At 70.8% G+C, this 14,422-nt stretch carries 11 protein-coding genes; 2 read left to right on the plus strand and 9 right to left on the minus strand.

The window, feature by feature from the left end; genetic code table 11:
- Positions 1-29: 29 nt before the first annotated feature.
- Genes galK through galT form a run of 3 tightly spaced genes read right to left on the minus strand, consistent with a single transcriptional unit; the run spans position 30 to position 3,255 of the window.
- Entirely contained in the window at positions 30-1,202 is a 1,173-nt protein-coding gene (galK, locus tag STRAU_RS27890) for a galactokinase (protein WP_016643758.1), read from the minus strand.
- 8 nt (positions 1,203-1,210) lie between these two features.
- Positions 1,211-2,182, minus strand: coding sequence for a UDP-glucose 4-epimerase GalE (gene galE / locus STRAU_RS27895; protein ID WP_016643759.1), 972 nt, complete (start codon positions 2,180-2,182; stop codon positions 1,211-1,213).
- On the minus strand, positions 2,182-3,255 hold the full coding sequence (gene galT, locus STRAU_RS27900) for a galactose-1-phosphate uridylyltransferase (protein ID WP_016643760.1): 1,074 nt from the start codon (positions 3,253-3,255) through the stop codon (positions 2,182-2,184). Before galT ends, galE begins: the two co-directional genes overlap by 1 nt.
- Positions 3,256-3,442: 187 nt before the next feature.
- Here galT and STRAU_RS27905 point away from each other — a divergent pair, with 187 nt between their 5' ends.
- Together STRAU_RS27905 and STRAU_RS27910 are read left to right on the plus strand one after the other, a co-directional pair.
- Positions 3,443-5,179: a sodium:solute symporter family protein gene (locus STRAU_RS27905; protein ID WP_397892845.1), complete on the plus strand. Its 1,737-nt coding sequence runs from the start codon at positions 3,443-3,445 to the stop codon at positions 5,177-5,179.
- Positions 5,180-5,221: 42 nt separating this feature from the next.
- The gene (locus STRAU_RS27910; RefSeq protein WP_016643762.1) at positions 5,222-5,506 is read left to right on the plus strand and encodes a hypothetical protein; all 285 of its coding nucleotides are present in this window, start codon (positions 5,222-5,224) and stop codon (positions 5,504-5,506) included.
- Positions 5,507-5,595: 89 nt separating this feature from the next.
- Here STRAU_RS27910 and STRAU_RS27915 read toward each other — a convergent pair whose 3' ends face one another.
- From STRAU_RS27915 to rsmA, 6 genes are all read right to left on the minus strand, one after another.
- Positions 5,596-6,300 carry a helix-turn-helix transcriptional regulator gene (locus tag STRAU_RS27915; RefSeq protein ID WP_078621514.1) on the minus strand — a complete coding sequence of 235 codons (705 nt, stop codon included), beginning with the start codon at positions 6,298-6,300 and terminating at the stop codon, positions 5,596-5,598.
- 318 nt (positions 6,301-6,618) lie between these two features.
- Positions 6,619-8,454 carry an outer membrane protein assembly factor BamB family protein gene (locus STRAU_RS27920; protein WP_016643765.1) on the minus strand — a complete coding sequence of 612 codons (1,836 nt, stop codon included), beginning with the start codon at positions 8,452-8,454 and terminating at the stop codon, positions 6,619-6,621.
- A gap of 49 nt (positions 8,455-8,503) precedes the next feature.
- Positions 8,504-10,291 (minus strand): outer membrane protein assembly factor BamB family protein, encoded by a 1,788-nt coding sequence (locus STRAU_RS27925; protein WP_037662358.1) that lies wholly within the window; start codon positions 10,289-10,291, stop codon positions 8,504-8,506.
- A gap of 145 nt (positions 10,292-10,436) precedes the next feature.
- The gene (locus STRAU_RS27930) at positions 10,437-12,251 is read right to left on the minus strand and encodes an ABC-F family ATP-binding cassette domain-containing protein (RefSeq protein ID WP_016643767.1); all 1,815 of its coding nucleotides are present in this window, start codon (positions 12,249-12,251) and stop codon (positions 10,437-10,439) included.
- A 100-nt stretch (positions 12,252-12,351) separates the two neighbouring features.
- Positions 12,352-13,263, minus strand: a complete 912-nt coding sequence (locus tag STRAU_RS27935; protein WP_016643768.1) for a 4-(cytidine 5'-diphospho)-2-C-methyl-D-erythritol kinase — start codon at positions 13,261-13,263, stop codon at positions 12,352-12,354.
- The gene (gene rsmA / locus STRAU_RS27940) at positions 13,260-14,165 is read right to left on the minus strand and encodes a 16S rRNA (adenine(1518)-N(6)/adenine(1519)-N(6))-dimethyltransferase RsmA (protein WP_016643770.1); all 906 of its coding nucleotides are present in this window, start codon (positions 14,163-14,165) and stop codon (positions 13,260-13,262) included. The genes STRAU_RS27935 and rsmA overlap by 4 nt, the downstream gene beginning before the upstream one ends.
- Between the last annotated feature and the right edge of the window lie 257 nt (positions 14,166-14,422).

Raw genomic sequence — 14,422 nt, forward strand, 5'->3', positions numbered from 1 at the left:
GGTCTGGGGGCAGAGCCCCCAGCCGGGCCCTACACCCGCCCCGCCCCCGCCGAAGCCACCGCAGCAAATACCCGGGGTGCCGCGAACCCGCCGGAGGCGAACGCCTCGCGGACGGTCTTGGCGAGGGCCTCCGCGTCCGCCGCCTCGGCGAGGACGACCGCGGAGCCCCCGAAACCGCCCCCGGTCATCCGGGCCCCGAGGGCCCCCGCGGCACAGGCAGCCTCCACCACGAGGTCCAACTCCGGGCAGGAGATGCGCAGATCGTCCCGCAGGGAGGCATGGCCTTCGGTGAGGACGGGCCCGATGCCGCGCACATCCCCGGCGTCGAGGAGGGAGATGACCCGCTCGACCCGGTGGTCGTCGGACACGACGTGCCGGACGTAGCGGCGAACCCGTTCGTCGGGCAACCGGCCGAGGGCGGAGGGGAGTTCGGCGAAGGCGACGTCACGCAGGTGGGAGACGCCGAGGGCCCGCGCCCCCGCCTCGCACCCGGCCCGCCGCTCGGCGTACGCCCCGTCCCCGAGCGCGTGCTTGACCCGGGTGTCGACGACGAGCAGTGTCAACCCCTCCCCCGCGAGGTCGAACGGCACCTGCCGCACCGACAGGTCCCGGCAGTCGAGGTGCAGCACGTGCCCGGCCTGGCAGGCGGCGGACGCCATCTGGTCCATGACGCCGCACGGCACACCGACGAAGGCGTTCTCGGCGCGCTGGGCCAGCAGCGCCAACTCGCGCCGGGTGAGGCCGAGTTCGTACAGGTCGGAGAGGGCGAGCGCCGTCACGACCTCCAGGGCGGCCGAGGACGAGAGGCCCGCCCCCGTGGGCACCGTCGACGCGAGGTGCACGTCCGCGCCCCCGACCGCGTGCCCCGCGTCCCGCAGCGCCCAGACGACGCCCGCCGGATACGCGGCCCAGCCCCCGTCGGACAGCGGCGTCAGGCCGTCCACGGCGAGCTCGACGACGGGTCCTTCGACGTCCGCGGAGTGCACGCGCAGGATCCCGTCGTCGCGCCGGGCGACCGCCGCGACCGCGGTGTGGGGCAGGGCGAGCGGCATCACGAAGCCCTCGTTGAAGTCCGTGTACTCGCCGATGAGGTTGACGCGGCCCGGCGCCGCCCAGACCCCGGCGGGCTCGTACCCGTACAGAGCGGTGAACGCGGCGGACACCTCGGCGGCGGACACGGTGAACTCCCCGGCGGCGGACATGAGTTGGATTACCCCCTTTGCCGGGCGAACGCCCAGGCGTCGGCGACGATGCCCGCGAGATCCGCGCGGGACGGGTTCCAGCCGAGCCGCTCGCGGGCGGTGGCGGCGGAGGCGACGAGGACGGCGGGGTCCCCGCCGCGGCGCGGGGCGACGACTTCCGGGATCGGGTGGCCCGTCACCTGGCGGACGGTCTCGATGACCTCGCGCACGGAGAAGCCGTTGCCGTTGCCCAGGTTGCAGATCAGGTGCTCGCCGGACGCGGCCGCGTCGAGGGCGAGCAGGTGGGCCTCGGCGAGGTCGGCGACGTGGATGTAGTCGCGTACGCAGGTGCCGTCGGGCGTCGGGTAGTCGTCGCCGAAGACGGAGATCGACTCGCGCCTGCCCTGGGCGACCTGGAGGACGAGCGGGATGAGATGCGACTCGGGGTCGTGCCGCTCGCCGCAACTGCCGTACGCGCCCGCCACGTTGAAGTACCGAAGGGACACCGCAGCCAGTCCGTGCGCGACCGCCTCGCCGGTGATCATGTGGTCGACGGCGAGCTTGGACGCGCCGTAGGGCGAGGTGGGGGCGGTGGGGTCGGACTCGGTGATGGGGGTGTTCACCGGTTCGCCGTACGTCGCCGCGGTGGAGGAGAACACCAGCTTGCGCACGCCCGCGTCGCGCATCGCGGCGAGCAGCGCCATGGTGCCGCCGACGTTGTTGTCCCAGTACTTCTCTGGCTTGGCGACGGACTCGCCGACCTGCGAGAAGGCGGCGAAGTGCAGCACCGCGTCGTACCCCCGCTCACCGTCGACGTCCAGCCATTTGGCGGCATCCCGGATGTCGCCCTCGATGAACGTCGCGCCCGCGGGGACGCCCTCGCGGAAGCCCGTGGAGAGGTTGTCGAGGACCGTCACCTCGTGCCCGGCCTCGATCAGATGCTGGGCGACGACGCTGCCGACATAGCCGGCGCCACCCGTGACCAGGTACTTCCCACTCATCAACTCGCTACCTCTCGCAGTCGCTGGGCCGCGGCCTCCGGCGGCACATCGTTGATGAACACACTCATGCCGGATTCGGAACCCGCGAGGAACTTCAGCTTGCCGGAAGTGCGGCGAATGGTGAAAAGCTCTAGGTGGAGCGCGAAGTCGTCCCGGTTGACGCCCTCGAACTCCGCCTGCGCCGTGAACGGGGCCTGGTGCCAGGCCGCGATGTACGGCGTCGGCGGCTCGGCGCCGCCCTCGCGTTCACTCTTGCCGAAGATCCGGTCGAAGCGCCGCAACAGTTCCAGGTAGACCTTGGGGAATTCTGTGCGGGCCGCGTCGTCCAGGCCGAGCAGGTCGGGGACGCGGCGCTTGGGGTGGAGGTGCACCTCGTAGGGCCAGTGCGCGGCGTACGGTACGAAGGCCACCCAGTGCTCGGCGTCCAGGACGACGCGCTCACCTGCGCGCTCCTCGGCGAGGACGTCGTCGAAGAGGTTGCGGCCGGTGGCGGCGCGGTGGCCGGCCAGGGAGCGCAGCATCAGGGCCGTGCGCGGGGTGACGAAGGGGTAGGCGTAGATCTGCCCGTGCGGGTGGCCGAGGGTCACGCCGATCTCCGCGCCGCGGTTCTCGAAGCAGAAGACCTGCGTCACGGACGGCAGGTGCGACAGCTCGGCGGTGCGGTCGGTCCAGGCTTCCAGGACGAGCGCGGCCTGCGCCTCGGTGAGGTCGGCGAAGGACGCCGTGTGGTCGGGCGTGAAGCAGACGACCTCGCAGCGGCCCGCGTCGCCCGCGAGGGAGGGGAAGCGGTTCTCGAAGACCACGACGTCGTACGAGGAGTCGGGGATCTCGGTGCGGCGGCCGCCCTCGGAGGGGCACAGGGGGCACTCGTCGGCCGGGGGGTGGTAGGTGCGGCCCTGGCGGTGCGAGGCGATCGCCACGCTGTCGCCGAGGAGGGGGTCCCGGCGGATCTCGGAGGTCGTGGCGACGGGGTCGAGGGGTCTGCTGTCGGCCGCCGTGCGCACGGCGTCGTCGCGCACGTCGTAGTAGATGAGCTCACGACCGTCGGCGAGACGCGTCGAGGTCTTCTTCACGGATGGGGCTCCTCACACTGCCCGCCAACAGAACCGCACACAACAAACCACGAGACAACAGTCCCGTCAACGTGAGCCCGCCCAGCACGGTCACAATCAAACAAAGAACATCAACAGAACTGTTCACTTACTGAAGAGCGAGGCGTAGGTTCCGGTCTGATCAGTTCGCGCGACGAAGCGAGTTCTCATGCAGTCCCCTCCTTCCCCGCCCTCTCTGCCCTCTCTGCCCTCTCCTGACCGGCTGAGCCACGTGACCCTGGCCGAGGGGCTCCGGCTGCCCACGAACGGGCTCGACTACGCGATCCTCGCGATCTACTTCGTGGTCGTCCTCGGCATCGGCTTCGCCGCCCGGCGCTCCGTGAAGACCAGCCTCGACTTCTTCCTCTCGGGGCGCTCGCTGCCCGCCTGGGTCACCGGCCTCGCCTTCGTCGCCGCGAACCTCGGCGCCACCGAGATCCTCGGCATGGCGGCGACGGGCGCGCAGTACGGCGTCGCGGTCGTCCACTGGTACTGGATCGGCGCCATCCCTGCCATGGTCTTCCTCGGCCTGGTGATGATGCCCTTCTACTACCGGTCGAAGGTCCGCTCGGTCCCCGAGTTCCTGCTCCAGCGCTTCGACAAGTCCGCCCATCTGCTCAGCTCGGCGCTCTTCGCCTTCGCCGCGGTGCTCATCGCGGGCGTGAACCTCTACGCCCTCGCGATCGTCGTGGAGGCGCTGCTCGGCTGGCCGCAGTGGGTGGCGATCGTCGTCGCCGGGTTCTTCGTGCTCGCGTACATCACCATCGGCGGCCTGTCCTCGGCGATCTACAACGAGGTCCTGCAGTTCTTCGTGATCCTCGCCGCGCTCATACCGATCTGCGTCATCGGCATGAAGAAGGTCGGCGGCTGGGACGGGATGACGGGCTCGATCGAGAAGCAGCACGGCGACAACTTCATGACCGCCTGGGGCGGCACCGGCATCGGCGACCCCAACCCGCTCGGCGCGAACTGGCTCACCATCATCCTGGGCCTCGGCTTCGTGCTCTCCTTCGGCTACTGGACGACGAACTTCGCCGAGGTGCAGCGCGCCCTGTCCGCGAAGAACCTCTCCGCCGCGAAGCGCACGCCCCTCATCGCCGCCTTCCCCAAGATGTTCATCGTCTTCCTGGTGATGATCCCGGGCCTGGTGGCCGCCGTCCTCGTCCCGAAGATCGGCACCGCGGGATCGGACCTGACGTACAACGACGCGATCCCTTATCTGATGCAGGAGTTGCTGCCCAACGGCGTCCTCGGCATCGCGGTCACCGGCCTCCTCGCCGCCTTCATGGCGGGCATGGCCGCGAACGTGTCCTCCTTCAACACCGTGTTCACGTACGACATCTGGGCCAAGTACGTCGTCAAGGACCGCGAGGACGGCTACTACCTGAAGTTCGGGCGGCTCATCACCGCGATCGGCGTCTTCGCCTCCATCGGCACCGCCTTCATCGCCTCGTCCTTCTCGAACATCATGGGCTACCTCCAGACCCTCTTCTCCTTCTTCAACGTCCCGATGTTCGTCGTCTTCATCATCGGCATGTTCTGGAAGCGGGCGTCGATGAAATCCGGCGTGTGGGGACTGCTCGCGGGCACCACCGCCGCGATGGTCAACTACTTCTGGATCTACAAGCAGGGCGTCATCGACATCCCCTCCGACCAGGGCGCCAACTTCGTCTCCGCGATCGTCGGCTTCGTCGCCGGCGCGGTGGTCATGGTGGCGGTCACCCTCTTCACCGCGCCCAAGCCGGAGGCCGAGCTGGCCGGTCTGGTGTACGGGACGGTGTCGCCCGGCGCGGAGGACGACGACGCGGTCGAGGCGGGCGACGACGCCTGGTACCGGCGGCCCGCGCTGCTCGGCTGGGGCGCGATCGTGCTGGCCGCCGCGTGCTACGTCCCGTACTCGTTCTGAGCCGTTCTGATCCGGCCCCCCCTACGCGAAGCCTGAGGAATCATGTCCGACCTGCAGAAGGAAGTCTCCGAGCTGGAGCGGAAGTCCGCGACGGCCGCGCGGCTCTTCGACATCCGGCGCATCATCGGCGGCCTGTTCGTCGTCTACGGCGTCATCGTCACCATCGCCGGCCTCACCGCGTCCGACGCGGACCTGAAGAAGGCCGAGGACATCAACATCAACCTGTGGACGGGCCTGGGCATGCTGGCCCTGGGCCTGTTCTTCCTGGGGTGGCTGTGGCTGCGACCGGCTGCGGCGCCGGAGCCGCCGGGGGACGGGGACGGGTAGGGCTGGGGCCCTGCCGAAACTGGGGGCTCTGCCCCCAGACCCCCGCTCCTCAAACGGAGAAGGGGCGGGACTGGGGCGCCCCGCGAGGGCTAGCCCTCCGACGACGGGTCCGCGTTGTTGACGTGGTGGTCCGGCGCCGGGGCCGGGCGTTCCGCGCGGTCCAGGAGGCCCGTACGGGCGGCGAGCGCGGCGGCCTCAAGACGCGAGCCGACGCCGAGCTTCATCAGGACGCGCTGGACATGGGTGCGCGCCGTGCTGGGCGCGATGCCCATGCCGGCGGCGATCAGCCGGGTGTCCTCGCCGTCGGCGACCCGCACCAGGACCTCGACCTCACGGGGCGTGAGCATCTGAAGGAGCCGCTGCCCCTCGTCGTCGGGCTGCGCGGCGGGGTTGAGAAGCTCACTGAAGGCGCCTTGAAGCAATTGGGGCGCGACGGCGGCCTCACCGGCGCGCGCCTTCATGATGGCGCGCTCGACTCCTTCGATGCGCTCGTCGTGACGTACATATCCGGAGGCGCCGGAGGCAAATGCGGCGGCGATCCCGCGCGGCGAAGGAACGGGCCCGAGCACCACCACGGCCACCTGCGGCCGCTCCCGTTTGATCCGCACCACCGGATCGAACATGCCCGGCTCGGCCGGCGTCGCCGTGCCGAGGAGACAGACCTCCGGCGCCCTGCTGATGACCAGCTCCGCCGCACCGGCGGCGGGCGCGGCCGCGGCGAGCACCCGGTGCCCGCGCAGTTTCAGCGCCGAGGCGAGTGCCTCGGCGAGCAAGCGGTGGTCGTCGACCACCATGAGCCGCACACCCACAGCGCAACCCCCCAAAGTCCCCCACGGAATTCCCCCAGGGAACTCCCCAATGATCCCCCCACGGATCGGGGGCCCCGGCCCTCCATCTCCCGGAAGCTACACGCTTGTTCGACGTTGCGCTGCCCCTACCGTCCAGAAGCGGCCCGGAATGCCTAAATCACTGCCTTTCAGAGGGATGGGGTGCACGCGAGTACGGAGCGTGAACGACACCCGACGGAAACAGCCCCGCACTCGATCGAGCGAGTGCGGGGCCGCCTGGTGCCGCCGTCGGCGCGCCGCGCGTACCGTGCGCGGCGCCGCCGGTCACTGGGTGGTGAAGCCCAGCGCGATGTACTCCTTGTCGTCCTTGGAGTACGGCTTGCTGATCAGCTTCTTGCCCATGAACAAGTTGCCGTTCGTGTACAGCAGTTCATTGGACTTGGGGACCATGCCGCTGATGGCGCTGCTGACCGATTCGGTCGCGGGCGTCTCCAGGAGCGTGGTCTCCTTCATCGACTTGCCGTCGAGCGAGACGACCTTGGCGCCCTTGTTGTAGCCGCCGCCCTTGTACGCGAGGAGGTTGCCGCCGTCCATGCGCAGCGGGAACATCTCGCCGTCCTTGCCCGCGTCGGCCCGGTCACCGGTCGTCTTGCCGGTGGCCAGCGAGAACCCGATGATCTCGTTGGTGAAGCCGTAGTCCGAACCGCCCGCGTCGTGCTGGCGCGTGGGCACGTACAGCTTGTCGTTGCCGACGACGATCGCGCTGCAGCTCGCCCACTTGTTGACCTCGCAGTCGTGGGAGTACTTGCCGTCCTCCAGCTTGATGCGGGCGCGCAGCTTGCCGTTGTTGCTCAGCGAGAACACGTCCGTGGCGCCGCTCGCCGTGATCTCTTCGGTGTCCTGGCCGAAGACGACCGGGTTGGTCGAGATGATCTTGGCGTTGTCGACGCCCGCGGCGAGCGGGTAGGACCACTTCTCCTTGCCCGTCTTCGGGTCGAGGAGCTGGATCTTGAGCTTCGCGTCGTCGTAGTCGCCGCACTTGCGGACCGCGACGAGCTGGTCGCCGCCCGCGTAGCCGGCGTCCTTGCACTTGTCGCCGATCGACGGCTTCCACAGGAGCTTGCCCGACATGTCCCAGGCGGCGCCGGTGCCGCCGGTGCCCGCGCCCGCGGCGACGGTGTCGCCGGAGATGGCGATCTCCTCGAACTCCACCTTCGAGCCGCTGACTTCGACGTTCTCCGTCCACAGCTTCTTGCCGGACTTCAGGTCGACCGCGGAGACCTCGCTGCAGTCGGGGTACTTGTTCGCCTTGGTGGACTTGGCGTCCTTGTAGACGACCGCGGCGATGCCCTCCTTCGTGACCTCCTTGGAGACCGCGCAGGTCTCACCGGCCAGCGGGAGCGTCCACTTCTGCTTGCCGGACGCCGGGTCGTAGCCGATGAGGGCGTGGTCCTTGTCCTTGCCGACGTAGCCGCTCTTGACGTACGTGTCGTCGGTCAGCCAGGAGCCCGCGACGCTCCAGATGTCGTCCTTGGGCACCTCGGGCGCCGGGACCTGGAAGCCCACCTTGGCGCTGGTGTTCGCCGGGACCTTCTCCTTGGCGGGGCCGCCGGCGGCCGGCGGGCCGTTCTCGCCGCCGCCCTTGCCCTTGCCGCCCTTGCCGTCGCCGCCGTCGGCGCTGTTCTTCTTGTCGTCGTCCTTCTGCGTCGAGGCGTACCAGACCCCGCCGCCGACGATCAGGGCGATGGCCGCGACGGCCGCCACGATGATCGTCATCTGCTTGTTGGGCTTCTTGCCACCGCCGCCGCCCGGCTGGGGCTGCATCGGCATGGTCGGCTGGCCCGGGTAGCCGTACCCCGGCTGCTGGCCCGGCTGGCCGGGCTGCCCCGGGTAGCCGTAGCCGGGCGGCTGCTGGCCCACGGCCGGGAAGGCCGCCTGCGTCGGCTGCGCGTACGCGGGCGGCGGGGGCGTCTGGGGAGCCGCGGGCGGCATCGCCGGAGGAGCGGGCGGCGGGGCCTGCGGCGGCTGCGGTGCCTGCGGTGCCTGCGGGTAGCCGTAGCCCGGTTCCTGGGGCTGGCCGAAACCGCCGGGCGGGAGGTTCTGGGGCGCGCCGAAACCGCCCTGCGGGGGCTGGTTGGGCGGCTGGGGCGGCTGTGTCATGACTACTTTCCTTGGGGACGGAAGAGGGTGATCAAGCGGGTGGGAAGGGCTACTTGCCGTAGGCCAGCATCAGCTTCTCGCGCCCCTGAGCGGTGCCGGAGAGCCTGGTCTGGGAGATGTAGAAGCGTCCGTCCACGTAGTCGATCGCCTTCGAGAAGAAACCGTTCTCGATCCGCGACGTCCCCGCCGGGTGCTTCAGGAGGGTCTGCGGCGTGTGCGAGCCGCCGGTCCCGATGGACACGACCCGGCCGCCACCGTCGTACGACGGCTCGACATACGCCACCAGATCGCCGTTCTGCGTCTTCAGCGGCAGCATCGAGGTGTCCTGCGGGGACTTCGCCCGCCATGCCTCCTTGCCGGTGGCCAGGCTGATCGCCACGATCTCGTTGGCGCCGGTGGTCTTCTTGGTCGGCAGGTAGAGGTACTTCTCGTCGGCCGCCACGCCGGCGCATGCCTGCAGGTCACGCCCGAGACCGCCCCAGCCGCACTCCGGCGCGAAGTCCTCGTCGACCTGGACCTCGGAGCGGGTGGCGGAACTGCCGGACTTCAGCGTGGTGATGTTCCACTGCTTCTTGTCCTCGTTGGTGGCGTAGAGGACGGTGGGGCTGGTGGAGTAGACGTGCTCCAGGCGCCAGCCCTTGGGGAACTTCTTCGTCCACTTGACCTTGCCGGTCTCGGGGTCGAGTTCCTGGATCTCGTCGTGCTCGGTGGGCGTGCTCGCACCGCACGACAGGGCCCTCAGCAGGCGGTCGCCACCGGTGAAGCCGGCCGGGAAGCAGGTGCCCTCGTCCTTCTTGCGGGACACGAACAGCTCGTCGCCGTCGTCCATGCTGTAGGCCGTGCCGGACTGGGAGCGGCCGACCATCAACGTGTCGCCGGTGATGTTCAGTTCGAGGCTGAGCGTCGAGTCGAAGAGACCTTCCTCCTTGATCGACTTCTTCCAGCCCTTCTCGCCCGTCTTCAGGTCCACGATCTGCAGCTGGTCGCACTTGGCGGCGCTCTTCGTGCCGCTCTTGTACGCGATGGCGACCTTGCCGTCCTCGCTGACCTGCTGGGACGCGGCGCAGATGTCGTACTGGAACTCAACGGCGGGCCAGGCGGGCTTGCCGTCCGCGACCTTGTAGCCGAGGACTTCCTTGTACGCCGCCTTGGCCGCGATGCCGTCCTGGACCCACATGCCGGGGGCGTCGGCGCCCTTGCCGGGGACCTTGGGGGCCTCCTTGTACCAGAGCACCTTGGCCTCGCCGGACTGGCGGCCCTGGTTGAGGTCCTCCTTGCCCTCGTGGCCGTCGCCGCTGCCGTCGCCCGGGTTGGCCGAGGCGGAGGACTTGGGGTTCTTGTTCTTCGCGTCGGGCTTCTTCTTGTCGTCGTCACCACCGCTGGTGACCGCGAAGACGGCGCCGCCCGCGACCAGCAGGGCCGCCACGGCCGCGCCGATGATCACCGCGGGCTTGCCCTTGAAGGGGCTCCTGCCGCCGCCACCGCCGGGCGGGGTGCCGGGGCCGCCGGGGCCCTGCGGCGGGTAGCCGTATCCCGGCTGCTGGCCGTAGGGGCCCGCCTGGCCGGGCTGCGTGGGCTGCGCGTACGGGCCCGGCTGCTGCGGCTGGCCGTAGGGGCCGGGCTGCTGGCCGTAGGGACCCGGCTGGGCCGGTTGCGTGGGCTGGCCGTACGGGCCGGGCTGTTGCGGATAGCCGTAGGGGCCGGGCTGCGCGGGCTGGCCGGGCGGCTGCTGCGGGTAGCCGTAGCCGGGCTGCGGGGCAGGCCCCTGCCCGCCCTGCTGTGGATCCTGTGGAGCTCCGAAGCCGCCGTGCGGCGGCTGGTTGGGCGGCTGAGTCATCAGCGCTTCCCCCTTCACTGATTTTCGGCACGCCAAGTGGTGCTCAGGCCGACCTTTCTATCACCCCATTCAAGCCACAAAGGGGGCCGGTCCTGCCCCTGTACCCAAGGGAGGACCGGCCTGTAATGCGTCTGTTACGGGATACTCACGCGTCCTCCGCGAGTTCCAGCCAGCGCATCTCCAACTCCTCGCGTTCGCCGACGAGTTCTCGGAGCTCCGCGTCCAGTTTCGCCACCTTTTCAAAGTCTGTGGCGTTATCGGCGATCTGTGCGTGCAGCTTCGTCTCCTTCTCGGAGACCTTGTCCAGCTGCCGCTCGATCTTCTGCAGTTCCTTCTTCGCGGCGCGCGCGTCGGCCGCGGACACGGCCTTCGTCCCGGCCGGGGCGGCGGCAGCGGGCGCGGGGGCGGCCGGGGCCGCGGCCTCGGTCATGCGCTGCCTGCGCTCCAGGTACTCGTCGATGCCGCGCGGCAGCATCCGCATCGTCGCGTCGCCCAGGAGCGCGTACACGCGGTCGGTGGTGCGCTCGACGAAGAACCGGTCGTGCGAGATGACCACCATCGAGCCGGGCCAGCCGTCGAGCACGTCCTCCAGCTGCGTCAGCGTCTCGATGTCGAGGTCATTGGTGGGCTCGTCGAGGAAGAGGACGTTCGGCTCGTCCATCAGCAGGCGAAGCAGCTGCAGCCGCCGCCGCTCACCGCCGGACAGGTCCCCGACGGGCGTCCACTGCTTCTCCTTGCTGAACCCGAAGGTCTCGCACAGCTGCCCCGCGGTCATCTCCCGGCCCTTGCCGAGGTCGACGCGCTCGCGCACCTGCTGCACGGCCTCCAGGACCCGCAGCGCCGGATTCAGCTCGGCCACCTCCTGCGAGAGGTAGGCCAGCTTGACGGTCTTGCCGACGACGACGCGTCCTGCGGCGGGCTGCTTCTCGCCGTCGCTGCGGGCGGCGTCCGCCATGGCGCGCAGCAGCGAGGTCTTGCCGGCGCCGTTCACGCCGACCAGGCCGATGCGGTCGCCGGGGCCGAGCTGCCAGGTCAGGTGCTTGAGCAGCAGCTTGGGTCCGGCCTGGACGCTCACGTCCTGAAGGTCGAAGACGGTCTTGCCGAGCCGGGTGGTGGCGAACTTCATCAGCTCGCTGGTGTCCCGGGGCGGCGGCACGTCCTGGATCAGCTCGTTGGCGGCCTCGACGCGGAAGCGGGGCTTGGAGGTGCGGGCCGGGGCGCCGCGGCGCAGCCACGCCAGCTCCTTGCGCACCAGGTTCTGCCGCTTGGTCTCCTCGGTGGCGGCGATGCGCTCGCGCTCGGCGCGCGCGAAGACGTAGTCGGAGTACCCGCCCTCGTACTCGTAGACCGTGCCCTTCTGCACGTCCCACATCCGCGTGCAGACCTGGTCGAGGAACCACCGGTCGTGGGTGACGCAGACCAGGGCCGAGCGGCGCTCGCGCAGGTGCCGCGCGAGCCACGAGATGCCCTCCACGTCGAGGTGGTTGGTCGGCTCGTCGAGCACGATGAGGTCCTGCTCGGCGATCAGCAGCTTCGCCAGGGCGATGCGCCGCCGCTCGCCGCCCGACAGCGGCCCGATGACGGTGTCGAGGCCGTGCTCGAAGCCGGGCAGGGCGAGCCCGCCGAACAGGCCCGTGAGGACGTCCCGGATCTTGGCGCTGCCCGCCCACTCGTGGTCGGCCATGTCACCGATGACCTCGTGCCGCACGGTGGCCTCGGGGTCCAGCGAGTCGTGCTGCGTGAGCACCCCGATCCGCAGGCCGCCGCTGTGCGTGACGCGCCCGGTGTCGGCCTCCTCCAGCTTGGCGAGCATGCGGATGAGGGTCGTCTTCCCGTCACCGTTGCGCCCGACCACGCCGATCCTGTCCCCCTCGGACACACCGAGCGAGACACCGTCGAGCAGCGCGCGGGTGCCGTACACCTTGCTGACTGCCTCGACATTGACCAGGTTGACGGCCATTTCTCTCCTGACGACGGAATGCGATCGATCGTCCAGCGTAGTCGGGCTCCGGAGCCTTCCACGGTGGGAGCTTGTTTCGCCGGGCGGTACGCCGCCGACGCTACGGGCGCGGCCCGGTCACCGTCGCGCCCGGGGCGGGGGAGGCAGCGACGCGGGCGGTGCGGCAGGTGCCGGAGGCGCGGAGGGCCTCGGCCACGCGGCCTGCGGACTCCGGGTCCCGCACGAGGAAGGCGGTGGTGGGTCCGGAGCCGGAGACGATGCCGGCCAGGGCGCCCGCGGCGGTGCCCGTCCGCAGGGTGTCGGCGAGCGAGGGGAAGAGGGAGAGCGCGGCGGGCTGGAGGTCGTTGGCGAGGGCGCCCGCGAGGGCGGCGGCGTCACCGGTGCGGAGCGCTTCGAGCAGGGCCGCGGACGCCTCGGGGGCGGGGGCCTCGGGGGTGAGGCGGTCGAACTCGCCGTACACGGCCGGGGTGGAGAGGCCGCCGTCGGCGACGGCGAACACCCAGTGGAAGGTGCCGCCGACCGGCAGCTCCTGGAGTTTCTCGCCCCGCCCGGTGCCGAGGGCCGCGCCGCCGACCAGGCTGAAGGGGACGTCGCTGCCCAACTCGGCGCAGATGTCGAGGAGTTCGGCACGGGACGCCCCGGTGCCCCACAGGGCGTCGCACGCCACCAAGGCCGCCGCGCCGTCCGCGCTGCCGCCCGCCATGCCGCCCGCCACGGGGATGTCCTTGGCGATGTGGAGGTGTACGCCGGCCCGGCGGCCGTACCGCGCGGCCAGCGCCTCGGCCGCGCGCGCCGCCAGGTTCGTGCGGTCCAGGGGGACCTGGTCGGCGCCCGGCCCCTCACAGGTCACCCGCAGCTCGTCCGCGGGGGTCACCGTGACCTCGTCGTACAGGCCGACGGCGAGGAAGACGTTCGCGAGGTCGTGGAACCCGTCGGGGCGGGCGGCGCCGACGGCGAGCTGGGCGTTGACCTTGGCGGGGACGCGGACGGTGATGCTGCGGGGGGTGGTCACTTACCGGGTTCCTCGGTTTCGGCGGGGGCCCCGGTGGCGGGGTCGGGGAGCTTGTTCTCCGCGATGCGCGCGAACTCCTCCACCGTCAGCGACTCGCCGCGCGCCTGCGGGGAGACGCCCGCGGCGACCAGGGCGGCCTCGGCCGCGGCGGCGGAGCCCGCCCAGCCCGCGAGGGCCGCGCGCAGCGTCTTCCTGCGCTGGGCGAACGCGGCGTCGACGACGGCGAACACCTCCCGCTTGGACGCGGTGGTCTTCACCGGCTCGGCCCGGCGCACCAGCGACACCAGGCCCGAGTCGACGTTCGGGGCGGGCCAGAAGACGTTGCGGCCGATGGACCCGGCGCGCTTGACGTCGGCGTACCAGTTCGCCTTCACCGACGGGACGCCGTACACCTTCGAGCCCGGGTCGGCGGCGAGCCGGTCGGCGACCTCGGCCTGCACCATCACGAGCGTGCGCTCGATGCTGGGGAAGGTGTCCAGCATGTGCAGCAGGACCGGTACGGCGACGTTGTACGGGAGGTTCGCGACCAGGGCGGTCGGGGCCGGGCCCGGCAGCTCGCGCACGAGCATCGCGTCGCTGTGGACCAGGTCGAAGGAGGCCGCCTTGTCCGGGACGCGGGTCTCGACCGTCGCCGGGAGCGCACCGGCGAGCACGTCGTCGATCTCCACGGCGGTCACGTGGGACGCCGTCTCCAGGAGGGCCAGGGTCAGCGAGCCGAGGCCCGGGCCGACCTCGACGACGACGTCGTCCGGGCCGACCTCCGCGGTGCGGACGATGCGGCGGACCGTGTTCGCGTCGATGACGAAGTTCTGGCCGCGCTGCTTGGTCGGGCGTACGCCGAGGGTCGCGGCGAGGTCGCGGATGTCGGCGGGGCCGAGGAGGGGGCCGTGCTCGGTGGTCACCGCCCCAGGGTATCCCTGGGTGCGCCGCAATCTTTCCCTCGCCCGGGCGCCCTTCATGGGGCTTCGCCCCTCTCCCCCTTTTCGGCCCTCCGGGCCTCCGGGCCTCGTCCTCAAACGCCGGACGGGCTGATACGCGGCCTGTCGACGCCACACAACCGGTCCCGGCACCGGAGGTACGGCCCACCCGCGGGTGAGGCGAGGCGTGACCCCGGTACCGGCCCGAGGCCGCATGTGTGGTGGAAACGGGCGGGCGGGTG

The sequence above is a fragment of the Streptomyces aurantiacus JA 4570 genome (assembly GCF_000414115.1).
Lineage (GTDB): Bacteria > Actinomycetota > Actinomycetes > Streptomycetales > Streptomycetaceae > Streptomyces > Streptomyces aurantiacus_A.

What these genes read in the sequence shown, in the direction of transcription:
- galK (WP_016643758.1), bottom strand. Translation starts at nt 1,202, where the DNA reads ATGTCCGCCGCCGGGGAGTTCACCGTGTCCGCCGCCGAGGTGTCCGCC.
- galE (WP_016643759.1), bottom strand. Translation starts at nt 2,182, where the DNA reads ATGAGTGGGAAGTACCTGGTCACGGGTGGCGCCGGCTATGTCGGCAGC.
- STRAU_RS27905 (WP_397892845.1), top strand. Translation starts at nt 3,443, where the DNA reads ATGCAGTCCCCTCCTTCCCCGCCCTCTCTGCCCTCTCTGCCCTCTCCT.
- STRAU_RS27910 (WP_016643762.1), top strand. Translation starts at nt 5,222, where the DNA reads ATGTCCGACCTGCAGAAGGAAGTCTCCGAGCTGGAGCGGAAGTCCGCG.
- STRAU_RS27915 (WP_078621514.1), bottom strand. Translation starts at nt 6,300, where the DNA reads ATGGTGGTCGACGACCACCGCTTGCTCGCCGAGGCACTCGCCTCGGCG.
- STRAU_RS27920 (WP_016643765.1), bottom strand. Translation starts at nt 8,454, where the DNA reads ATGACACAGCCGCCCCAGCCGCCCAACCAGCCCCCGCAGGGCGGTTTC.
- STRAU_RS27925 (WP_037662358.1), bottom strand. Translation starts at nt 10,291, where the DNA reads ATGACTCAGCCGCCCAACCAGCCGCCGCACGGCGGCTTCGGAGCTCCA.
- STRAU_RS27930 (WP_016643767.1), bottom strand. Translation starts at nt 12,251, where the DNA reads ATGGCCGTCAACCTGGTCAATGTCGAGGCAGTCAGCAAGGTGTACGGC.